This window comes from Algoriphagus ornithinivorans, from assembly GCF_900115305.1.
Lineage (GTDB): Bacteria > Bacteroidota > Bacteroidia > Cytophagales > Cyclobacteriaceae > Algoriphagus > Algoriphagus ornithinivorans.
In genome coordinates this window covers 47,125-69,270 of record NZ_FOVW01000011.1, presented here as the reverse complement: position 1 = coordinate 69,270, position 22,146 = coordinate 47,125, and the positions used below count along the sequence as shown (strand labels likewise).

The following is a 22,146-nucleotide window of genomic DNA, read 5'->3' as shown; positions in this document are numbered from 1 at the left end:
CCTCAATTTAGAGTTGACTCTCGAATAATTAAATCTGAGTCAATTTTGTAAGTCTCATTGGATCCAAGGCTTTGATCTTTCAGGAGCTGAACCAAAAGATTTACAGCTTTCATTCCCATTTGATGGCCGTGCTGTTCTACTGTACTTAGTCCTGGGGACATCACTTCTGCTATTTTCCAGTTGGAAAAGCCCATCACACCGATTTGTTTGGGCACTTGAATTCCTTGGGACTTGAGATAATTCATTACGCCTAATGCTACCAAGTCGGTGATACAAAAAAAGGCATCCGGCGGCTGAGGTAAGTTGAGTAGTTCCTGAGCAAACTGGTAACCTTCTTCCTCGCTGATATTTTTGCAATGCGGAACCCATTCTTCTCTAAATTCCAAACCGGCATCTTCCAAGGCTTTTTTATATCCTTTTAAGCGATCCATCGAGTTCTTTACCTCAAGGAGTCCATTGATATGTGCTATTCTTCGGTATCCTTGCTTGATGAGATGGTTGACGGCTTCATAGGCACTTTCATAATCATCCGTAATTACCTTGGGTGTATGGAAGTTTTCCAGAAACTTATCAAACTGGATGACAGGTTTACCTTCATCTATAAATTCCTGCAAATGCTCAAAGTCTTTGGTTTCATTACTAACCGAAATCAACAAACCATCCACACTTCCTGAAAGCATACTCCTACAAGCTAATTTCTCGTTGGGTAGTTTTTCGTCGGTTTGGCCTAAAAGTATCCTGTACCCATGTTGATTGGCAGCCGCAATTGCTCCGCTGATAATAGATGAAAAGAATGGGTGTACGACTTCCGGGACGATCATTCCCAAAGTCATGGTTCTATTTCTTCGGAAATTGACTGCTATGCTATTTGGAACATAATTATGCTTTTCAGCATAATCCTTTACCAATTTAATCGTCTCTTCAGAAATCCCAGAATAGGAGTTTAGCGCTCTAGAGGCAGTAGAAACAGATATACCCAACTCACGGGCAATATCTTTCAAGGTAATTCTTCTCTTATCCATTCTTTTAAAGGATCATTCATCAAGATAAACTGAAAAAATGGATTTTTGTCCTGTTCAAACCTCTGATTAGTTTTCGCTCAGGACTTTTCCTTTGCTATCCAGCAATAGGATTTTCTGAATTTCCACTTTTTGAATTCGAAGTTCAATTCTTGTTTGACCTTCTACTTCTTTGAAAATCACCCTCCTAATTTCATATCCAGAATATTTTTTCAAGATTTTAGACTCAATTTCAGAAGGTAACTGATCCTCATAGGGAATAGTGTTTTCAAATCTATACTCAGGCCCCAAATCGGTTTTCAATTCCAAAAAGGTATTGCTTCCATCCTCATTTTTTGCCAATTCAAAAGCATCATAGAGTTCTCCTACAGCCGTGTAGGATTCAAATTTCAGGCTATTATTCTCAATGCTAATTACCTGAAACAACTGAGTGTTTTCAGCAGCCCGGTCTCTCACTGCCTCAGTTCCTTCCCATGCATTTGGGTTGAGGCCATACATTTTGCCTCCACTGACTGACACCACGTAAACTGTACCAGTTAGGTCTCTCAGGTTGGTTCCATTCAGTACATTCTCACCAGGACTTACTCTCCCTCGAGCATAGCTATGGTCATGTCCTTGCAATGCCAAGTCTACTTTAAATTCATCGAAAATAGGCTTCCAAATAGCTCTCAATGCCTCATTATCTCTTCCAGAGGAAGCCGAAAAAAGTGGATGGTGGTAAGATACAATGGTCCATTTCTTTTTATTCTCTTTCAATATGTCTCGAAGCCATGCAGCCTGCTTTTCATGATCTCTGTTAGAGTCCAAGAAGATAAATTTGACATCAGGATAATCGATAAAATAGGCTGTTTCCTCCAAACCTTCAGGACCGTTTATAGGGAAAGTAAACTGAGGCTTCCACTGAATGGAAAGTGCTCTTCCGGCCTCCCGATTGGAGTTATTTAGATAATTGTATTCATGATTACCAGGAACAGAAAGGGAAGGGAGCATACTATGGATAAAACCTCCTGCAGTAAACCATTCATGCCATTCCTGCTCTCTATGAGCATAATTGATCAGATCCCCTGCATGGATTATAAAATCTGCATCAGGTGCTTTTCTATATCCTTCCCGAATTAACCTAGCCCATAATTCCAGGATATAATTTTGTGCATCTCCTACATACAAAAAAGAAAAGCGCTCCTTTGGATCAGCAGAGGCAGTTTTGAATTGAAACCATTCGGACCAATGTTCTCCATCTCCAACTCTATAGCCATAAACTTGTCCGGGTTGCAGGTTCTTAAATTCCACAGAATGATAATTTGCTTCCACTTCTGCCATGGGAACTTCTTTGGCATTCAGGTTTTCAGTTTTGGCTGTGTAAGTTTTCGCATTTCTCCAAAACTTCGGAGCTGCCGTAGCAGGTGCAATTTCTGCGTAGGCGACCTCTATCTCTGTAGTAGTTCTCCAAGTTACGTTCATTTCTGAACTGGGATTTTGACCGGGATTTAAGATGATTCTGTCCGGATGAATACTGGGTTTGGACCAATCGTTGGCAAAAACTGGTTCTTTGTAAACTCTAATCTCCTGGGCTTTACAAGAAGATTCAAAAATTAGAATGCCTAAAAATAGGAATAGGATCCTGATATGCATAGGATTTTGGGTTTGGTTAAGGTCTTGAAAAATACCTGATTATCCCCAGAAGAAAAATCTAAAAAGGAATAAACATCTCTTTAATCCTAAAGGAGCTATTCTTTAAGCAGAAAGCTGGGATAGTTTATCGGCTATCCATGCTTGATATTCCATATAACAGTCTTCTGAAAAGGAGTTGAGAATTGACTTATCAGACTTAGCAGCCAAAAGCTCCTGATCCTGTTGAATCCATCTATTTTGAATAGTATTCAACTCCTCTCTAATTTGGAAAAATAGGCTTTGCCGATGCTGATCGATTAAAGAATGGAGCTCCTTTGCTTTCCACCATAGGGACTTGTCTGGATTGGAGGTTGGAGCTACGAGAAAGCCTTTTGATGTGCCCAGATAAAATGGCACATAAATACTCAAACAGGGGTGTGGTGTGCCTGAAAGCCAAATGCTTGAAAAGCCTTCTTTTCTGAGTTCAGCAACCATACTTCCCGTGGTATCTGACGGATTTGTCAAGCCTGTTGCGTGCATACAAATCGATTCAGAATTGGCTTTCTTGGGGTGAAATTTGGTATCAGGTAAGTTATGCGTCCTTAATATTTCAAATACTGAATGTATATCGATAGCTCCCTGATTTTCTTGTAGAAAATTACCTGTACAAGCTTTTCTTTTATCACCTTTTCCAAAATAGGTAAATAGGATGTCAGAAAATCTTGATTTAAACCCCGATTTTTGAGCAAACCAAGAGGAAAAGGTTTGGCTTTCACCAGCTATGAAAATCTGATCATAATCCTCCTCGATGGTCAATATATTGGAAATACTGGCAGTTAACGCCACTTTTTTCCATGCCCAGGATTTTCCCGAGGTTTCCAGTATAAATGCATGATCCAGATCAGCAATTAGGAAGCTGTTGTGATAGTAAAAGTCTTTATTTTGATAGCCTCCACAGGCATTTTGGCCAAACTGCTGCAGAAGGGAAATGATGATTTCCCTAGCTTCTTCTGCGCTTTTACTTCTTTCTAATGCCAATCGCAACAAATCCATCCCTGTAAGTCCCTGATTGGATTTATCGAATTTGACATTGGTAAATACAGCTTCATTGCCAATGCACACATTGAACTCATTTACCCCCATCTCTGCACCCCACATTTGGAAGGGTTTGGAAAGGATGCACTCATAAGTTTCACTTACTTGAGGAATCTCTAAATAAGTGCATTTAAGGATTTGAGAAGTAGGTTTTTGGGCTGGAATCCAGAGAATTTCCTGAGCCTCTTGTGGTTCCCTATCCGAGTTTTTTCCAAATATCAGATTTCCAGATTGGGTTGCTTTTGCAAGGGCTACCAGTGTATCACACATAAGCTCAAAAGTTCAAGGACCAGATCCCAGCTTGTTCTGCCGCTTGTATTTCCAAGGTATCTCCTCTCAAATAAGCAAGAGGTTGCCCATCTGCACCTAAGTCCCAGAGCTCTCCTTTGAGGAAGATATTTAGTCCAACCAACGCCGAGGTCTGGCTGATTTTACCAGGTAAGGCATATTTTTTCCATGCTTCACCTTCCGTCAGAAGATTAATGTCAGATTCATTGATGCTTGTAGGTGTGATGGATCCGCTATAGCCTTTCCAGGGGTTATTCATGGTGCTATCTCCAGGGCAGAAGGATGGCACCAAGACTATTTCAGCTCTATTTTCAATAGTATTTAAATAAGCATCTTCATACCAACTATCGGCACACACGAGTACGGATGTTTTTCCCATAGGAAGATCAAATACAGGCAAATCTTTACTTTCTCCAGAACTTAAAAAAGGGAGTTCGGATTCAACGGGAAAGTTCTTGTAAATAGGGGAGCCCATGATATTGCCTTCCGGATCAAAAAGGAAAGAGACATTATACAAAGGACCATTGGGATCCACGCTGAGTTTTCCGGAAATCACAGCAGGCTGAGGTAGAATAATTGAACCTGCAGTAATATAAACCTGATAATCTTTAGCAAGACTGGAAAAGGTTTCGAAATAGGTTTTTGCCATTTCCTTAGCTTTCATCCTGAAAATAGAAGCTGCTGCTTTGTCCTTTTCTTTTGTCTTGAAAAAAGCCAGAGAGAAATCAAAAATATTGCTCATGACCAAGGTGCTCATAGCCTCATTCAGGGTCTTTTTTTCAGCTAAAACATGCTTTTCTCCTTGCAAAACCAGCCAAGTGCCGATATACTCAGGATACAGAACCAAAGTGTTACTTTTTAAAAAACCTGAATCGCGGGCGATTTGTAGATACAATTCTATTTTTCTTTTAAAAATATCCGGCTGCAAATAATCGTGCTCATCCATGAAAGGTTGAATTCCTACGATATTCCTTTCTAAGGAATCGCTGGGATTGATTTCCTGAACCATGCTCAGGTAGGGCTTTGGCGTTGGAGCTTGAATTTTTCGCCCGGAAGAAGACCAAATCAACCAAACGAAAATCACCAATAAGAATAGACTGATGAGTAATCTTTTAATCATTGCTTAATTCCTGTAATATTTTCTCTGCAGCAGCTTCTCCTGCTCTCACGGCACCTTCTATATATCCATGCCATCGAGTAGCTGCTTCTGTGCCTGCAAAATGCAATCTTCCCTCGCTTTGGCTATAACTGTTCTGATATTTAGTCCAAGAATTGACTCCTCTAATTCCGGCGTAGCAGCCCTCAGACCATGTTTCCTGATTCATGGTGTGGTCCACATAGTTGATTTCCTGATTAGCTTCCTCTCCAAAATATTGAATAAGCTGTTTTTTCACGGCTTGTTTTCTCGAATCCTCATCCATCTGGAAGAATTTTCGAGCCTTGTTTCCAATGACAAAACCCATTAAGACTCCGTATTTGGAATCCGCCGGGGAACTGTCAAATATTGTTTGTAGGTAAAATTCAGAATCCGAAACGGCTTGGCCAGATAGATTTTTATGTCTCCAATATGGCTTAGCAAATACCATTTGGCACTTTCCGATATATCCCATTTCATATCCTTCCAAGAGTTTTTGCTTTTGATCAGAAAGTGGAGGATTGATTCCTATTTTCTTCAAAAGAGGAGGAGGAACGGCGAAGATGATATGGCTAAATACTTGAGCTCCTTTGGAGGTGCTTAGGGTAAATTTTTCCTTTTCCTGAATGATTGATAGGACAGGGGAGTCAAATTGAATACGATCAAAAAATGGTTTGGCTATCGCTTCTGCAAGTGTTTGCATACCTCCATGAATTCTATGCTGCTGAGCTCCGTTTTTGATGGAAATCAGGACATCGAGAGAGGTGCCGGATTTGATATAAAACAGCGCATGCAAAAGAGAAAGCTCCTCGGGTTCGCAGGCGAATATGGTCTGCATACCAACTTTCATCACCTGCAAACAAGCCTCAGTTTTTGAGTTTCTTTTCAGGAAATCCAGCAGAGTTTGTCCGTCAAATTCCTGAGCTTTAGGATGGGTCCAGGGTTTTTCCAAATCTATTTTGGAGGCCATGCGCTCTAGCTTTCGCACGATCATATCCAGATTTAAAAGTGAAATGATATCCAGCTTAGGGATAGTTCCTTTGTAACTTTTGATTCTTCCATTTAGATCCAGAATACTTTGCCCTTGGTTGTAGGTTTCGAAATATGGAACTCCGTATTCTTGGCAGAGCTCGTACATCCGGGTTTGGGAAGGACCTATCCACTGTCCGCCTAAATCCAGGTAAAGGTCGTCTTGGATTTGTTTGGTATAAACTCTTCCACCCAGTCGCTCTCTTGCCTCAAATAACTGGAAAGAAATTCCCTTTTGATGCAAAATGCGTGCGGCTGCTAGGCCAGAGAAACCAGCGCCAATTATGGCAATCTGATTGTTTGGGTGAATCATAACGGAAAATAGATAAATTTTCCGAAACTCAGATAGTTGATTATTTATTCTGGGAAATCAAGAATTCACGAAATTCCTCGGTATTAAAATTACTCATCCCTTCTTGGTAGAATACGATTTTGCCTTGAGGATTTATTACCAAGGTTGTAGGAATGGATTCACTTTGTAAGCTGCTATTGAGACCATAGCTGGCATGAGCTGTAGGGAAAGCCCAACTTTTACCTTGAATAAATGCTTTACTTTTTTCAAAATCATTGTCTAAACCAATCAGAAGAAATTCCAGATTGGGTTCATCCTTTACCTTTTTGTAGAGTTCGGAGATATGCGGCATTTCAGCACGGCAAGGGCCACACCAAGAAGCCCAAAGATTAATAAAAAGAGTTTTGCCTTTGAACTCAGCTAAATTGATTTCCTTTCCTTCAAAATCCAGGAATTTACCTCTGTAATCAAAGTTTTGATTTGTTAAATCTACCCGCTCAATTTTGGGTGTGATCAGGCCCGTGTATAGTAATGCGGATTGGATTCCACCTTGAATCACCGGCAGTAAGCCCGTGAAATAAAGAAAGGCAAAAAAGGACAAAATCAGCCCCCAGGATTTAAGTTCTTTGAGAAAGGTTGATTTTGACATGGTTTAAAAGATTCAAGATTTAAGATTTTTGATTTACGAGGGGCACTAATAACTCAATAACTAATAACTAATAGCCTACTACAATCAAATAAGATAGTTTCCTCTTTTGATAGCTGCCTGTTTGATTTTTTGAGGGAATAAGTCATTTGTGATTATAGCCTCGATATGACTGCTTCGTTCCTCGCGGTGACGACAATATTTTTGATTTACGAATTACGATTTACGAGGGGCACTAATAACTCAATAACTAATAAATCAATAACTAATAACCTACCCCCATCAAAGAAAATAGATGCTTCTGCTGATTGCCTCTGACTTTTTTATCCCACAGATTAACACAGATTTCTTTCAGCTTTTACACTTCTAATTTCAGCCTTTCCAAAATTACCCCCACGCTTTCAGACGCTTAGTGACAAGTCTCACGGACTTTACTTTTTTGAAAGAAAAGCAGCCTTATCTTGCAGGTTCAATCGAAAGATCTTAGCCAAAAATATGAATTACGAGATTAAAATTGCCTCCGAACTCAACATCAAATCCCATCAGGTGAAAGCCACCATGGACTTGCTGGATGAGGGAGGTACAGTTCCCTTTATTTCACGCTATAGAAAAGAAGCAACAGGAAGCCTGGATGAAGTGCAGGTAGCAGCGGTAAGAGACAGGTTGCAGCAATTACGGGATTTGGATAAGCGTAGAGAGGCGGTGCTGAAGTCCATAGAGGAACAAGGAAAGCTAAGCCCGGAACTCAAAAAAGCTGTAGAAAATGCAGAAACTATGGCTAAACTGGAGGATATCTATCTTCCTTATAAGCCCAAAAGAAGAACCAAAGCTACTATCGCCAGAGAAAAAGGTCTGGAGCCTTTGGCAGAACGTATTTTCCAGCAAGAATCAATTGATTTGGAAGAGGAAGCCTCTCAATATATAAATGAGGAAAAGGAAGTTAAATCAGTAGAAGAAGCCCTTCAGGGAGCAAGAGATATTCTTGCCGAGTGGATCAACGAAAAAGCAGATCTCAGGGAGAAAATGCGTAAGCTGTTTTTGGAAGAAGGAAATTTCACTTCCAAAGTAATCCCTGGAAAAGAAGCCGAAGCGGTTAAATACAAGGATTATTTCGACTGGACAGAACCCATTAAAACTGCTCCTTCTCATAGGGTTTTGGCGATGCGCAGAGGGGAAAAAGAGCTTTTCCTGATGCTGGATTCCTGTCCAGAAGAATCAGATGCCTTGGCCTTGATAGAAAGAGTAATGATTGATTCCCAAAGAAGCAATGAATCCGTAGAACAGGTGAAACTGGCGATCAAGGACTGTTATAAGCGCTTGCTGAAGCCAAGTATGGAAACAGAAGTTCGCCTTCTGACCAAAAAGAAAGCTGATGAGGAAGCCATTCGGGTTTTTGCGGAGAATTTAAAGCAGTTGCTTTTGGGAGCTCCTTTGGGTGAAAAATCTGTGATGGCCATAGACCCGGGATTTCGTACTGGTTGTAAGCTGGTATGTCTGGGGCCGCAGGGTCAATTTTTACATTATGAAAGTATTTTTCCACATGAGCCTCAGAAAAGAGCATCCGAAGCTGGCATGGCTGTCAAAGGTTTGGTGGATAAGTTTTCTGTTCAGGCAATTGCCATTGGAAATGGAACTGCGGGTAGGGAAACAGAAGCCTTTGTAAAATCTTTAGGGTTGCCCAAGTCAGTCGTAGTTACCATGGTCAATGAAGCAGGAGCATCCATCTATTCTGCATCAGAGGTTGCAAGAGAGGAGTTTCCAGACTTAGATTTGACTGTTAGAGGTGCAGTTTCAATTGGCCGAAGATTGATGGACCCTTTGGCCGAATTGGTTAAAATCGACCCAAAGTCCATAGGAGTAGGGCAGTACCAACACGATGTGGATCAAAATGCTTTGAAAAATGCACTGGATGATACGGTGATGTCTGCAGTAAATGGAGTGGGAGTGGAGGTCAATACGGCTTCCAAACAACTGCTGACTTATGTTTCCGGTCTAGGTCCTGTACTAGCTCAAAATATAGTAGAATTCCGAAATCAACATGGACCATTCAAATCCAGAAGTCAGTTGCTAAAGGTTCCTCGCTTAGGTGAAAAAGCCTATGAACAGGCAGCTGGTTTCCTGAGAATTTCTCAGGCAAAAAATCCTTTAGATGCTTCGGCGGTTCACCCGGAGCGATATGCTTTGGTGGAAAGCATGGCGAAAGATCTGGGAGCTTCGGTTGATGATTTGGTTAAATCAGAGGAACTACGCAATCGAATCAACTTAAAAAACTACGTTTCAGAGCAGGTTGGTTTACCCACCTTGCAGGATATTTTAGATGAGTTGGCTAAGCCCGGAAGAGATCCACGAGAGAGTTTTGAGGTCTTTCAGTTTGAGGAAGGAGTAAATAGCATGGAAGATCTCCGGGTAGGAATGAAATTACCGGGTGTGGTTACGAATATAACTGCCTTTGGAGCTTTTGTAGATGTAGGCGTTCATCAAGATGGCCTGGTTCACTTAAGCCATTTGGCAGATCGCTTTGTGAAGGATCCGAATGAGATTGTACATGTCAATCAAAAGGTGGAGGTAACAGTCGTAGAAATAGATATTCCTAGAAAGCGGATTGGGTTGAGTATGAAATCCGATCCTTTTGCGGAGCGAGGAAAGAAAATGGAGAAAAGTGCAAAGCCAGCCAAAAAAGAAGAACCCCAAGGTAGCATGGCAGAAAAGCTGGCCATGTTGAAAGGAAAGTTTAGATAAGTTAGAATTGTGAAGTTTGAAATATGAAAAAGCGCGATTCCGAAAGGGGTCGCGTTTTTTTATTCGGGTATTTTGCCACAGAGTTCACCGAGGAAAGTGCTGAGGGCGACTGATACGTTTTTTTTAATTGGAGATCAAAATTGCGAAGCAGTTAAAATTTAAATAGCAGCAAGTAAAAATCAGGATAATGGATTAGTGATAGACAAGGTCCTCCCGCCCAAGAAATTTAAAGGGAAGAATCAGTAAAGTGCAAGGAGGAGGGAAGAGGTTTTTTTGAATAGGACTAAAATGGTATTTCATTGATCGTTTTCTCCAATCAGAGTTTTTATCTACCGTAAGTCAAATACCTGAAACAAAGAGGTGTACAACGTGTTTTTTCTTTCATTCAACAAATTGTTACAACTACTGAACCGTGAAGAAGAAAAAAGAAGTACTTAAATTTAAATTCAAAACTTACCAACTTACATTATTTATCGGTTTAAGTTTTTTCCTCTGTTCGAATATCATTTTTGCCCAATCAGTTAAAGTAATCGGAAAGTTAGTTGACTCCCAGTCACAACAACCCGTTTCATTTGCTCAAGTTGCGTTATTCAAATCTTCTGATGATGTTAATCCTGTGGTTTTTTCTGATTCCGATGAAAAAGGTGCGTTTCAGCTTGAAGTAAAACCGGGTACTTATACTTTCAAAGCATTTTTTTTGGGATATGAGGATTTGATTTTAGAAACTATCCAAGCTACTACAACTACGAATCTGGGGAATTTGAGCTTTGAAAGTAGTAATCAAAATCTCGAGGAAGTTGTCGTCGAAACCTCTCAGCTTCCGGTTAGAACTACATTGGAAGGTTTGATAGTTACTCCTGCCAATAATTTAGCAAATGCAGGAGGAACCTTATTGGATATCTTAAGGAATACTCCTTCTGTCTCAGTTAGTGAGGATGGTGGCATTTCTTTGAGAGGTAGTTCTGCTACCAACATTTTAATCAACGGTAGAAACTCTTCCCTAACTCAAAATTTGGATCAACTTCCGGCATCAGTTGTGGAAGAAATTAAAATTATAAATAATCCTAATGCAAGGTACGATGCAGAAGCAGAAGGCGGTGTAATTGATATTGTTTTAAAGAAGGGAATTGAATTAGGAACTCATGGTGGGGTCGAAGGGACTTATGGAACAAGAGGTAGAAGCAATGTTGGAGGGAGAATTAATCACAGAAACCTGAAAATGAATGTTTTTGGTGGATATAATTACCGAAACTGGAGGAGTGTTGGAGAAAGGCAAAACTCAAGAAGATTGTTTGATGAACAAGAAGATTTGGATCAGACCACCAGAAGTTCTGATAAAGACGTGAGTAATAATCTGAATTTTGGATTAGACTTATATTTCGGTGAAAATACCTTGAGTTATGAGGGGGTACTTCAAGTGAATGAAACTTGGGATATCAATACTCTTTTTGCAAATCAAATAAGAAAAGGAAGGGATTTCGATTATGTTCGGCGAAACAATGAAAATGAACAAGATGATGGCCTTGATAACGCTTTAATTTTTGAGCATAGGTTCAAGGAAAAAGATCATGTTCTTCGCGCTACTGCAAGCCATTCATTCAGAAATCAATATAAGACCCAAAACATTGAGATATTCAATGGGACTCAAAATCCAATTCCAGAGAATCTTTCAGGTAGGGAAAGGGCATTTACAGATGAGGTAAGAAATATCAGCGTTGCTCAAATTGATTATATCAGACCACTGGATAAAGGGAAATTTGAGTCGGGTTTAAAATCAACAATTAGAGAATTTGACAATGATTTTATTTACCAAAGGTTCAATGAGTCGACTCAGACCTTTGTAGATGATTCAAATGTTAGTAATCGTTTTCTTTACCAAGATCAAATTCATGCTGCTTATGCAATCTATTCAAATAGCGGTTCCAAATTTGAATATGGTTTGGGTTTAAGAGGTGAATTCACGCAAGTGGATACTTATCTATTCAATTCTGATGAAGAAAATCAACAACGATATTTTAATCTGTTTCCGAGTATACAAGGCTTATACAACCTAAATGAAATTCATGGAGTGAAATTCACCTACAGCCGTAGAATAGATCGGCCAAGAGCATGGAGATTAAACCCATTTCCCAATATTACTGATAGTTTGAATGTTCGCCGGGGCAACCCGAATCTGGTGCCAGAAATGATCAATTCCTTTGAATTTGGGCACCTGGCAAATTTTGAAAAGACGAGTTTGACAACTAATCTATTTTATAGGAAGATCAATAATCAAATAGACTTCATAACCATCATTGAAGATGGAATCTCTTATACACAGCCTGAAAATTTGCGTTTTGCCGAAGCCTATGGAGTAGAATTGATAGGAACTGCTGAGTTAAATGAATGGTACTCATTGAATGGTGGGATGACCTTTTCCAGAATTGTGGTAAATGCATCAAATATTAGTGAGGAATTTACGAATGATGGATTTACCTATAATGCGAAGCTGAATCAAGATTTTAAATTGCCAAAAGGTTTTAACTTCCAATTAGTGGCGAATTATGAATCACCAGAAATTCAGGCTCAAGGAAAAAGCCTTTCAGTTTATTATGTAGATACTAGTATTCAAAAATCCTTTTTTGAAAATAGAGGAAGTCTTACTTTAGCTGTAAGAGATGTATTTGATACCAGGAGATATGCGGGTAGCTCCTTGACGAATACCTTTTCTCAAGAATATTTCTCCAAGGATGAAACCAGGATTGTATTGCTTTCGGCGAGATATAATTTTTAACCGGATTATTATCAATTAGGCCTTTACCATATTTTCTGTAATTGGCCGATTGGATATTTCGACTAAGCTCAGCACATGCGAACGAAGACCGAAGCGTCCTAATTCTAATACTTTGGGCAAATCCTATGGCATATTTTTCTTCTTACTGAGAAATGTGATTATATAATTTTTAAATGAAGGAGTAGTGTTTATTTCTTTACCTAAAAATTTCTCTTCCAAAAAGATTAAAGTTGCTTATAATTTGGCCTAAAAATACCCTGAATAGGGTATTTTTTTAGTTTAAAAAACAACTATTTTTAGGTGTCAACTAATTATAAAAAAAACGACCCCAGCTAAATATTTTAACTGAGGCCCTTTTAAATGTTTTCACAACGGATCTTCATGTCAAAGCATTGAAGGAGGGCTGTGATTCCTACAGGAAAGTACCAATTTGAAAATGGAATTCATTACTGTAAGCTTTTAAGAATGAATCTTCAAGATAGTGAATTAAGGTTGGATTGTCCGGAGCACGAGTTCACTTAAAAAACTCAAATTTTCAGAAATCAATTATTGAAAAAAAAATTGCACTTTTGGCGAAATTTATCCTTGCTCCTTATGAAGCTAACTCTCTTTTTCCTGCTATCAGTCTTTGGTCTAGAAACCTTGTATGCCCAAGATTTTGTCAACGGATATTATGTGACAATGGCGCAAGATACGGTACCATGTTCCATCAAAATTGGCGGTAAAAAAATCTCTACCAATTATTTTGCCTTGGTAGTGAAGGGTGATGGAGAGGAGGCTCAAGTATTTAAGGCTAAAGATCGACAAATTGCGGCCTATGGATTTGGAATTCCGGGACAACGCTTTGATTTTCGTTATATTGAAATAGAAAAAACCAACGATGGTGGGTTTTATAGACAGATTGATTACGGTCCAAGATTCCAATTATATTTACATATGGTAAGTACAAATGTCAATGGAGTTGTTACCACTTTGCCTCAATATGCAGTTTTTGATACTAACGGTTCAAATTTTATTCTGACCACCCATTTGTTAGGTAATTGGAAAAAAAACTTAAGGAAATTACTTCATGATCAACCTGCTGCTTTGCTTGCTCTTGAGGAAATCAATAGAAATCAAATACCCGAGTTTATTGAATCCTTGAATAGAGGAAAAAATACAATAAACTGATCATAAGGATAAATTACTATCCTCTAATTACTACCTTTAATCTGAATTCAAAATTCACTTTTTACTCAGAAGATATTTAATATTTGAAATAGAAAAATAGCTAAAATTATTCTCGGTTAATTCTTTTTTAAATTTTCTGTTACTCTTGTTTATTTATCAAAATACACTGAAATATTTTTTTTCAACTGAATTGAAATTTTCTTCTTTTTCTTCACATTTGCTAAAATTTGTACCTGATAGCAAGGGATATTTTCCATCTGCAAAACGTCATTGAATAAGGCAACAGGTTTTGTTTTTTCTAAAATTACTCGAACCTTATTTCTAATGATGAAAAGAATTCAGAAAGTCTTACCCTTGATAATTGCTGTCATATCAATCTCTCAATTGAGTTTTGCCCAAGAAAAAGAATCAGCCATTAAAGCTAAATTGCTCATTGAAGCAGGACTTGAATATGGAGGCGATGAATTGCTGAAAATATTTTTCACGAATGGAGAGGATCAAGTAATGAGAGCCGGTCAGGGTGGTTATTTATCTGTTGGGGGACAATTCGATTTTCCTAAAATCAAACAATTTATGCTCCGAGGTGGAGTAGGCTGGAAGTATAATACGACTGCCGCTGACAATGCTAACATCAGGTTTACAAGGGTTCCTATTTACTTAATTCCGTTTTTCAACTTCAATGAAAATTTCAGGTTAGGAGCCGGAATTACTTCTCATCAGTTAGTTCGTTTTAAAGGTGATGGTTTTGTAGCTGATGACAAAATGAAAAGCAATTTGGGAGGAAAAGTAGAATTTGGATACAAATGGATCGCTCTAACATATTCAGCCCTCCAATATTCTACATCCTCAGGAGAAGAACTTTCAGGAAGCTCTGTTGGCCTTGTGGTATCATTTACTGTTCCAGCTAAATAATTCTCCAAGAATTAACTTTAATTTCAAAATGACCAGTGTGACTTATTTCAATAGTTAAGGTTTATTCCTACGTTGGTATATTTGGTTCAAATTGAAAGGGTTAAAGCCGCATTTCTATTTTAAATTTAAGGCCTTTCCTATTTCCTCCGGCTTCAGCCGGAGGTCTTATTTTCATAATAGAAATATTTAGGCTTTAGCCGAATTATTCAGGATTGATTTAAATTCATAAACCTATCTTAAACAAGCTTTAAGAACAAAGAACAAAGATCAAGGATCATTTTCACTAAGCATCCCGTAATTCGTAAATCCGATATCCAAATTCAGGTTACTGACTATTTTCAGATTATTGAATTTAGCCTTCATCTTTACTATCTACCACCCCTTACTCTGCCGTCATCTCCGGTATTGATCATTTCATTGTAATCGTCCATGTCCATTCCTTTGCTAAATCTTCGGATATTATAACTGAAGGTCAGCATTACATAGCGTTGCAAAACGTTGGTTTGCACATCCTCAATAAAAGTCTCAGAGATATTTCTGCGAATGTTGTTGTTCTGTCGGAATAGGTCATACACATTCAAGCTGATTTCTCCTCGCTGATTGTTGAAGATTTTCTTGCCTAAACTCATATTAACCAAGGTGAAATTGGTGTCAAAGCCTTCGGAAAGGCCAGAATTCACTTGATGGGTCAAATCCAGTCTATACACAAAACCTTCCCAGATGATCCAGTTGAAATTGATTCTTCCTCTCTGATTGAAAAACGTATTATTCAAATTCGGATTGAGCGTGTTTTCTACATCATTGAAGGAAAATCTTGTCCATATGTTAAAGTCAATCTGATCACTGATATTACTGCTGATGGAAAATCCAGTGCTGAGTCTTCGGGAATTGTTAAAACCGTTTTGCTGATTGACTAATGTGGGCCTTTTGGTGTAAGCCGCCCCGAAATTCATATTGAAATTGGACTTGATAAATCCTGCAGGAATACCATAACTCAACCAAGATCTAAAGTCCCAATAGCCGTCTAAGTTTACCGGTCTAAACAACTGACTGCCCTGTTCCAAGATGATTCCATTTTCAATTTCTGTCGCTTCCTGAGCAATAAAGGAACTGTTACTGATTGTGTTTTTTACAAAAGATGATTGAGCAAAAAGGAACCAGTTTCTATCTGTTTCAGGATTGTTGCTTCTGAATCTAACTCTCAATCGGTTACTGTAGGATTGATCTAAATCCGGGTTTCCTACATACAATTGCAATGGATTGGAGTTGTCGACTACCGGTTGTAATTGCCTTAAGTTTGGCTCATTGGTTCTGGTGTCGTAATCGAACTCGATATTTGTGTTATCAGAAAATTTATAATCAATTCTGACAGTTGGCTGGAAACTTTGGAAAGTTCGCTGCAATTCAAAAGTCAAAGGAAAGCCCTGGCTATTGTCCAGTTTGGCATTTTGATATTGTCCTTCCACCTGAAATCTCAAGCCATCTTTTGAATATTGATACCCTAACTCCACTTCCTGAGTTAAGAACTTGCTTTCAAAAGTATTACTCAAAGCAGTATCCAATCTTAATTCAGGATCACCTGGAGTTTCATCAAGCACATCAAAAATCAACTGGTCTGAATCATTAATTCGGTTTCCGATTTCATATTCCAATTCTAACTGGCTTCTTTCACTCACTGCCTCTGTGAAGGAAATTCCTGTTTCCCAGGAAAGCCCAGTTCGGTCTCTGTTTATTTGTTGATTGATGGTTTCAGTCCGGAAAGTAGGGGAGAAAAACTGGTTTTCAGCCAATCGGTTGGCCCTATCCTCATTGGCATTATTTCCCAATCTAGCTCTAACAGTCATGGTTCTTCCGGGCTTATCAAATTTGTGACTGTAGAAAAAGCGATTGAATAGATCGTAATCCTTGTTTTTTGCTGTTCGAGTATTCTCTACTGAATTGATCAAATCTACTCCATTGGTCGTTTCCCCAAAGAAATCTGAGTTTTCTGTTTCGAACCTTGCCGAAAATCTAGGGATATATAAGATCCTGTTCTTCTCATCAATATTATATTCGAAGCGCATATCAAATTGATGCTGGTTGTTCAATCTGGTATCATTGCTTACTTCATTATAAAATTGATCCGTTTCATTATTTGTGATAAACTCACGGAAGCGTATTTCCTGCCCGATATTTTCTCTGCTGCTGAATACATAGCTTCCCGAGACCTTTATCTTTTTACCCCAAAGATCTGAATAGTTTAAGCCAGCCAAATTTGTATTAATGATCCCATTTTGAGGCCTCGCATTGTCCTGAGCATTAGGGTCGGAGGAGTAATCAGTCAGGTTAATATTATTGGAAAGTCCGGTAAAAGTAATGCGCTGATCCTCGTTGAAAGCATTGATACTTGCTCCCACTACATAGCGATCATCGCTTCCATAGCCTGCGGAAGTACGTCCAAATTGCCCTTTTCTTCTATATGGTTTGGTAATTATGTTGATCGTTTTAAGCCTTTCACCATCATCGAAACCACTCAATCTGGCTTTTTCGCTTAGCTGATCAAAAATCTCAATGCTTTGAATTACTTCTGCAGGCAAATTTTGTAAGGCTGTTCGTACATCAGTTCCGAAAAATGGCTTTCCATCCACCAATATCTGCCCAATATTTTCACCTTGAGCCTGCAGAGCACCGTCAGCGGAAGTTACTCCCGGTAATTTTTCAATCAGTGTCTGAGCGCTGGCATCCCGCATAGTCTTGAAGGCATCAGCATTATACATTGTCGTATCTGACTTTTGCTGACTGGTAGACCTTCTTGCAGAGATGGTTACTTCTTCTAAAGCAGTTGCCTCTTCTTGGATGGAAATGATACCTAGGTCAATATTTCGTGCAACTTGGAGGCTTCTGAACAGGTTTTGATAGCCTAAATATTGAACTTTTAATAAATATTCTCCTTCGCGTACATCGTCGATTTCAAAATTTCCATCTAAATCTGAAATCATTCCATCCACCTGGGTGGAATCGTTTACACGAAGAAGTAAGATGGTCGCATTGGGGATTGCTGTTTTGGAGCCTGATTCCTGAACTCGTCCTCTGATAGAGTAGGTTTGGGCAATTAATGTGGTAGTTGCAAAAAAGAATAACAGGATACTAAATTTTACTCTCATTGGTAGGTTTACTGTAATTCGCTGGTTTGAAGCGAAGATTGGTTTTAGTTTTCAATACAAAGGAAAGTCCTGTCAGAACTAATTGTTTGAACTTTTCGCTGAGCGGTCATATGTGAAAATGAAAGCATACCGATCGTGTAAAAAATTAGTCTTTATCATGTTATAAGTGCCTGATAATTTTATGATTTAGCTTCATTTTTTGTAAAAAATGACAATGCCTGTCAGAAATTTATGTAAATTTTATAAACCTATTGATGTTTATAAAAGTAACATTTTATATTAGTACTCGTAAAACAGGTCAATCATGGAAAAGCTAGAAAAAATCAACATCACCACTAAAAATTTGGCATCAGGGAATTGTCAGGTAAAGTTTGTTGTCGAAGATGATCAGGATCCTAGGTACGGATATCTTTTGATGACAGAGCCGAAGCCGGTAGGTGAGATCATTTTGGAAATTCAGCGAAAGCTGGAAAATAGAAGAATGGCTGAGCGGAATATCAATCCATTATTTCCGGTTGCTCCAGCTCAGGAAGATCCTAACTTTTATTTGTTCTCAGCATGAGTTTTCTAGCCTCCAATCTCCGGTTTTTGCGAAAGCAAAAAGGCATTACCCAAAGTGATCTGGCTGATCAGTTGGACGTGCAAAGAACTATGATTTCGGCATATGAGGATGGGCGTTCAGAACCCAAACTTGCGGCCCTTCAAAAGATCTGTGAATTATTGGAAGTTGGGATGGATGAGTTGATCAATCATGATATTGAAAAGCTTGGAAGAAAAGCTATTCAAAAGCGAGATCTGAACATTTTGACTATCGCGGTAGACGATCAAGATAGAGAGAATATCACGCTAGTGGGTCAAAAGGCCTCTGCCGGATATCTGAATGGTTTTGCAGATCAGGAATACATGGAGAAGTTGCCGCAATTTCATCTTCCAAATTTATCAAGCAATGCAACTTACAGAGCCTTTGAGTTAGCGGGAGATTCCATGCTTCCACTGATACCTGGTACAATCGTAATTGGTGCCTATGTGGATCATCTCAGTTCTATCAAAAGTGGCAGGACTTATGTACTTGTAACCCAAACAGAAGGGGTAGTTTACAAGAGGGTTTTTAACTATTTATCCGAAAATGGTAAGCTCTTTTTGGTGTCGGATAATGAACATTATAAGCCCTTTGAGGTAAAAGGTGAAGATGTACTGGAGGCATGGGAAGCCAAAGCCTTTATCAGTACTGATTTCCCAAATCCGGGAGATAAGAAAAAGCCTTTAAGTTTGGATGATTTGGGCGAGATGATTAAGGATATTCAATTGGATTTGAAAAAGTTGAAAGGATAATTATTCTTCCACCAAGCCCTCAAAACCTTCCTGGATTTTACCAACAGCATCAAAGGCTGGATCGATATTGACCACACCTTTTCCCAATTCATGCCAATATCCATCACCACAATCAATGTAATGACCTCGCTTGGTACTTGGTGATTCTTTGGCCATTTCGTAATGATAATCCGGCGTAAAAACCAATTTCATCAATTGAATGGCGTATTCCCAATTGATGGTTCTGCTTTTACCATTTTGCTCAAAAATCACCTTTCTGTTGGAAAAATGAACGGTTACGGAGCAATCCACAGTGCTTTCAGAACTGACTATTCTATAATTGACCTGAAGAGGTGCTTCTTTTTTTGTGGTTTCATAAATGGCTTGAATCAGATCTTGAGCCATTAATTGCCATTCTTCCTGATTGGCAGGAGTTTTATAATCCTTTACTTTACCTGATTCGGTTAGACCAATTCTAATCCCTCCTTCATCCAGGGATTTGCCTGTCCATCTAGAGGTGGAGATCAGTTCCTGAAGAGATTTGACCCAAACCTGATCAAGAGGACCATCATATTGATAGTCATCGTTGAGAGTAAAGCCTTCATCTAAGATTTCTTCTTCCGAAAGTTCCTCTCTATCAGTGTAATGTAATTGAAGTTGAGCTTGAAGTTCCTTGCCCGACCAGTCCAAAGTCATGTGAAATACATGGGCATAAGGAGGTGGGGTGATTCCTGAATCGTATTCGAAAACTAATCCTGTAACGTTTGATTTTGGGGAACTCATAGTTTGAAGTTTGTGCAAAAGTATATTTTTTCCACTGATAAAGCAGTTATTTTGCAAGCAAATAGCCGATTGATGGAAGATGTATTGGAAATGATAGCTGACGAGATTTATACCAAATCCTATGTGGTAATAGATAATTTCGTCGATGAGATCTTTAGAAAAGCCCTTTTTGATGAACAAACTGACCTCCTTGAAAAAGGTAAGTTTCGGAAAGCTGCAGTGGGATCAGGTGATAAAAAGCAGGTAATACCTGAAATCAGAAGTGACGAAGTACTTTGGATGGATGAAGAGAACTTGAGCCTCCTTCAGCGGGAATATTGGAATCGTGTAGAAGAAATCAAGACGATTTTGAACAGGAGATGCTTTCTGGGGTTGAAGTCTTTTGAAGGGCATTTTGCCAGATATCCAATTGGTTCATTCTACAAGAGGCATTTGGATCAATTCCATCAAGTACCTTATCGGGAAGTCACTGTGATCCTCTATGTAAATGATCGATGGACTGAGGCGGATGAAGGGGCTTTGCGAATGTATCTCCCCAATCCTGATGGTACAGAGAGAATAGAAGATTATTTGCCTATGCCGGGAAGGTTAGTGGTATTTTTAAGCGCTGAAATCCCTCATGAAGTATTGCCTACAAAAAAGGAAAGAAACAGCATCACTGGCTGGCTGAAGACGATTGCTTAGCGGAGAATTATGTTGATTTCTCTGACTTGATTCGCTTTCAATTCAAAACTGCATTTTTCAAATGAAGGAGTAGAGAAAATCACACGTGGGTTATTAGAAAATCCATATTTCTCGGAAGGATAGCCAAATGGATTTTTGTTTAACTCACCATTTTCGTCCTCATCATGGAAAGTTGAAATGGAGTATTTCCCTGGTTTTAAATCTAAAATGGCAATTTTTGATTCCTGATTTTTTATAGGTAGTGAGATGGCCTTAATCGCTTTTTTTCTATTGTCAGGAAATCCACTTTCCTGATCAAAAATCAATATTCTTACCATGCCCTGGTTTGATCTGCAATTCGAGACCGTCAAGGATATACTTGCTAAATCTTGGTTTGAACTCAGTCCTTGAAATAAGAAGTGAAAAACTATCAATAGGATTTGTATCATTCAGGCAGGCTTTTTCTGGCTAATTTGCCATTTGCAGTCTCAGGAAATTTGGGTAGGCAAATAATCTCCTTTGGCCTTTCAAAACGGGATAAAACAAGTTCAAGTTGCTTTTTTAAATTCTCTACCTTATCCGCTTCAATACCTTCCCTTTCTAAAAGTAGAACTACTTTTTGTCCTAAGGATTCATCCTTTTTTGAACTGACAAGAAATCGGGTATCTGGGAAAATGGCTTGAACTGAATCTTCGATTTTATTTTCAACTTGTTCCGGATGAATCTTTACTCCTCCAGAATTGATCACAAAGTCCAATCTACCTTTCCAAATAAATTGATTAGGAGAAAGCAATTCAATTTGGTCATTTGTTTGGATCTTTGGAGGCCCGCTCATTGGGGATTTTATCCAAAGTGCATCATTTGAATCCGTTCCGATTTCTACACCCGGCAAGGTGCTGTAAATTAATTCTGGCTCGTCAGTTATTCTAGCTAATGCAACATGTGAAACAGTTTCTGTCATACCGAAGGTTTGCCAAGCAGCAATTCCATGTTTGACTATTTTAGATTTTAATTTTTGGGAAAGTGGAGCTCCTCCGATGATAACATGCTTGATTTTTTGCAATTTTTCTAAGCTGTCCGGCTTCTCCAAGCTGTTTTCTACCTGAAATGGCACCATTGCTACAAAGTCAGGTAATTCATCCAAATTGAGTTCACTCAGTGGATCTGAACTTGCAGCTACGATTTGAATGGGAGCATCCCAAACCATAGCCCGAACTAACATCATTTTTCCGGCGATGTAGGCAGGATTTAGGCAGCAAAGTAGTTTGGTGTCTTTACCTATTTTGAAAAAGCCCTGAGTAGCTAAGGCACTGGCTTTCATTTGGGATCTATCAAGTAAAATACTTTTGGGTACGCCTGTTGATCCCGAGGTTTGTTGATGAAATTGGGTTTCTCCATTTTTCCAAGCTAGGCAAAAAGCCAAGGCCTCTTTTAAAAAATCAGGATAGCCTGATTGTGTCTGAATAAAATCTTCAGGCTTTTGAAAAGTGTGATGATGATATTTTAATTGAAACATAAGGTTTTAACTCAGGAAAGC

Annotated in this window: 17 protein-coding genes; 7 read left to right on the top strand and 10 right to left on the bottom strand. The window is 38.9% G+C overall.

All coding sequences use genetic code 11. From position 1 onward, the window contains the following. Positions 1-2: 2 nt before the first annotated feature. The 6 genes from BM073_RS15825 to BM073_RS15800 all read right to left on the bottom strand — a co-directional run bounded on the left by BM073_RS15825 (position 3) and on the right by BM073_RS15800 (position 7,118). Positions 3-1,022 carry a LacI family DNA-binding transcriptional regulator gene (locus BM073_RS15825; protein ID WP_091655313.1) on the bottom strand — a complete coding sequence of 340 codons (1,020 nt, stop codon included), beginning with the start codon at positions 1,020-1,022 and terminating at the stop codon, positions 3-5. 66 nt (positions 1,023-1,088) lie between these two features. Further along, entirely contained in the window at positions 1,089-2,651 is a 1,563-nt protein-coding gene (locus BM073_RS15820) for a purple acid phosphatase family protein (RefSeq protein WP_091655312.1), read from the bottom strand. Positions 2,652-2,753: 102 nt separating this feature from the next. Then, positions 2,754-3,995, bottom strand: a complete 1,242-nt coding sequence (locus BM073_RS15815; protein WP_091655311.1) for a peptidase C69 family protein — start codon at positions 3,993-3,995, stop codon at positions 2,754-2,756. 4 nt (positions 3,996-3,999) lie between these two features. Continuing rightward, positions 4,000-5,133, bottom strand: a complete 1,134-nt coding sequence (locus tag BM073_RS15810) for a nitrilase-related carbon-nitrogen hydrolase (RefSeq protein WP_091655310.1) — start codon at positions 5,131-5,133, stop codon at positions 4,000-4,002. Then, positions 5,126-6,490: a flavin monoamine oxidase family protein gene (locus BM073_RS15805; protein ID WP_091655309.1), complete on the bottom strand. Its 1,365-nt coding sequence runs from the start codon at positions 6,488-6,490 to the stop codon at positions 5,126-5,128. The genes BM073_RS15810 and BM073_RS15805 overlap by 8 nt, the downstream gene beginning before the upstream one ends. A gap of 40 nt (positions 6,491-6,530) precedes the next feature. Beyond that, the gene (locus BM073_RS15800) at positions 6,531-7,118 is read right to left on the bottom strand and encodes a TlpA family protein disulfide reductase (RefSeq protein ID WP_091655308.1); all 588 of its coding nucleotides are present in this window, start codon (positions 7,116-7,118) and stop codon (positions 6,531-6,533) included. A gap of 492 nt (positions 7,119-7,610) precedes the next feature. Here BM073_RS15800 and BM073_RS15795 point away from each other — a divergent pair, with 492 nt between their 5' ends. The 4 genes from BM073_RS15795 to BM073_RS15780 all read left to right on the top strand — a co-directional run bounded on the left by BM073_RS15795 (position 7,611) and on the right by BM073_RS15780 (position 14,709). Next, positions 7,611-9,854 carry a Tex family protein gene (locus BM073_RS15795; protein WP_091655307.1) on the top strand — a complete coding sequence of 748 codons (2,244 nt, stop codon included), beginning with the start codon at positions 7,611-7,613 and terminating at the stop codon, positions 9,852-9,854. 412 nt (positions 9,855-10,266) lie between these two features. Then, positions 10,267-12,627: a TonB-dependent receptor gene (locus tag BM073_RS15790; protein ID WP_091655306.1), complete on the top strand. Its 2,361-nt coding sequence runs from the start codon at positions 10,267-10,269 to the stop codon at positions 12,625-12,627. Between the two features lie 594 nt (positions 12,628-13,221). Further along, positions 13,222-13,797: a hypothetical protein gene (locus tag BM073_RS15785; RefSeq protein ID WP_091655305.1), complete on the top strand. Its 576-nt coding sequence runs from the start codon at positions 13,222-13,224 to the stop codon at positions 13,795-13,797. A gap of 324 nt (positions 13,798-14,121) precedes the next feature. Further along, positions 14,122-14,709: a hypothetical protein gene (locus BM073_RS15780; protein ID WP_139217515.1), complete on the top strand. Its 588-nt coding sequence runs from the start codon at positions 14,122-14,124 to the stop codon at positions 14,707-14,709. 368 nt (positions 14,710-15,077) lie between these two features. Here the strand turns inward: BM073_RS15780 and BM073_RS15775 are convergent, their stop codons facing one another. Then, a complete protein-coding gene (locus tag BM073_RS15775) occupies positions 15,078-17,852 on the bottom strand; it encodes an outer membrane beta-barrel protein (protein WP_091655303.1) in 2,775 nt (924 codons plus the stop codon). 304 nt (positions 17,853-18,156) lie between these two features. Between BM073_RS15775 and BM073_RS15770 the strand changes: the two genes are divergently transcribed. Together BM073_RS15770 and BM073_RS15765 are read left to right on the top strand one after the other, a co-directional pair. Next, positions 18,157-18,414 (top strand): hypothetical protein, encoded by a 258-nt coding sequence (locus BM073_RS15770; RefSeq protein WP_091655302.1) that lies wholly within the window; start codon positions 18,157-18,159, stop codon positions 18,412-18,414. Then, positions 18,411-19,184: an XRE family transcriptional regulator gene (locus BM073_RS15765; protein WP_091655301.1), complete on the top strand. Its 774-nt coding sequence runs from the start codon at positions 18,411-18,413 to the stop codon at positions 19,182-19,184. The genes BM073_RS15770 and BM073_RS15765 overlap by 4 nt, the downstream gene beginning before the upstream one ends. On the opposite strand, the gene BM073_RS15760 is transcribed toward BM073_RS15765, so the two are convergent. Then, positions 19,185-19,946 (bottom strand): hypothetical protein, encoded by a 762-nt coding sequence (locus BM073_RS15760; RefSeq protein ID WP_091655300.1) that lies wholly within the window; start codon positions 19,944-19,946, stop codon positions 19,185-19,187. Positions 19,947-19,958: 12 nt separating this feature from the next. Between BM073_RS15760 and BM073_RS15755 the strand changes: the two genes are divergently transcribed. Then, complete coding sequence (locus tag BM073_RS15755) at positions 19,959-20,630, top strand: 2OG-Fe(II) oxygenase (RefSeq protein ID WP_245756438.1); 672 nt, start codon at positions 19,959-19,961, stop codon at positions 20,628-20,630. Here BM073_RS15755 and BM073_RS15750 read toward each other — a convergent pair. Together BM073_RS15750 and BM073_RS15745 are read right to left on the bottom strand one after the other, a co-directional pair. Next, a complete protein-coding gene (locus BM073_RS15750; protein ID WP_091655299.1) occupies positions 20,627-21,058 on the bottom strand; it encodes a DUF2141 domain-containing protein in 432 nt (143 codons plus the stop codon). The two genes, BM073_RS15755 and BM073_RS15750, sit on opposite strands and share 4 nt — an antisense overlap. Next, positions 21,055-22,125: an AMP-binding protein gene (locus BM073_RS15745; RefSeq protein WP_091655298.1), complete on the bottom strand. Its 1,071-nt coding sequence runs from the start codon at positions 22,123-22,125 to the stop codon at positions 21,055-21,057. Before BM073_RS15745 ends, BM073_RS15750 begins: the two co-directional genes overlap by 4 nt. Positions 22,126-22,146 lie beyond the last annotated feature (21 nt).

What these genes read in the sequence shown, in the direction of transcription:
- BM073_RS15795 (WP_091655307.1), top strand. Translation starts at nt 7,611, where the DNA reads ATGAATTACGAGATTAAAATTGCCTCCGAACTCAACATCAAATCCCAT.
- BM073_RS15770 (WP_091655302.1), top strand. Translation starts at nt 18,157, where the DNA reads ATGGAAAAGCTAGAAAAAATCAACATCACCACTAAAAATTTGGCATCA.
- BM073_RS15815 (WP_091655311.1), bottom strand. Translation starts at nt 3,995, where the DNA reads ATGTGTGATACACTGGTAGCCCTTGCAAAAGCAACCCAATCTGGAAAT.
- BM073_RS15775 (WP_091655303.1), bottom strand. Translation starts at nt 17,852, where the DNA reads ATGAGAGTAAAATTTAGTATCCTGTTATTCTTTTTTGCAACTACCACA.
- BM073_RS15805 (WP_091655309.1), bottom strand. Translation starts at nt 6,490, where the DNA reads ATGATTCACCCAAACAATCAGATTGCCATAATTGGCGCTGGTTTCTCT.
- BM073_RS15800 (WP_091655308.1), bottom strand. Translation starts at nt 7,118, where the DNA reads ATGTCAAAATCAACCTTTCTCAAAGAACTTAAATCCTGGGGGCTGATT.
- BM073_RS15780 (WP_139217515.1), top strand. Translation starts at nt 14,122, where the DNA reads ATGATGAAAAGAATTCAGAAAGTCTTACCCTTGATAATTGCTGTCATA.
- BM073_RS15825 (WP_091655313.1), bottom strand. Translation starts at nt 1,022, where the DNA reads ATGGATAAGAGAAGAATTACCTTGAAAGATATTGCCCGTGAGTTGGGT.
- BM073_RS15765 (WP_091655301.1), top strand. Translation starts at nt 18,411, where the DNA reads ATGAGTTTTCTAGCCTCCAATCTCCGGTTTTTGCGAAAGCAAAAAGGC.
- BM073_RS15750 (WP_091655299.1), bottom strand. Translation starts at nt 21,058, where the DNA reads ATGATACAAATCCTATTGATAGTTTTTCACTTCTTATTTCAAGGACTG.
- BM073_RS15785 (WP_091655305.1), top strand. Translation starts at nt 13,222, where the DNA reads ATGAAGCTAACTCTCTTTTTCCTGCTATCAGTCTTTGGTCTAGAAACC.
- BM073_RS15820 (WP_091655312.1), bottom strand. Translation starts at nt 2,651, where the DNA reads ATGCATATCAGGATCCTATTCCTATTTTTAGGCATTCTAATTTTTGAA.
- BM073_RS15745 (WP_091655298.1), bottom strand. Translation starts at nt 22,125, where the DNA reads ATGTTTCAATTAAAATATCATCATCACACTTTTCAAAAGCCTGAAGAT.
- BM073_RS15760 (WP_091655300.1), bottom strand. Translation starts at nt 19,946, where the DNA reads ATGAGTTCCCCAAAATCAAACGTTACAGGATTAGTTTTCGAATACGAT.
- BM073_RS15810 (WP_091655310.1), bottom strand. Translation starts at nt 5,133, where the DNA reads ATGATTAAAAGATTACTCATCAGTCTATTCTTATTGGTGATTTTCGTT.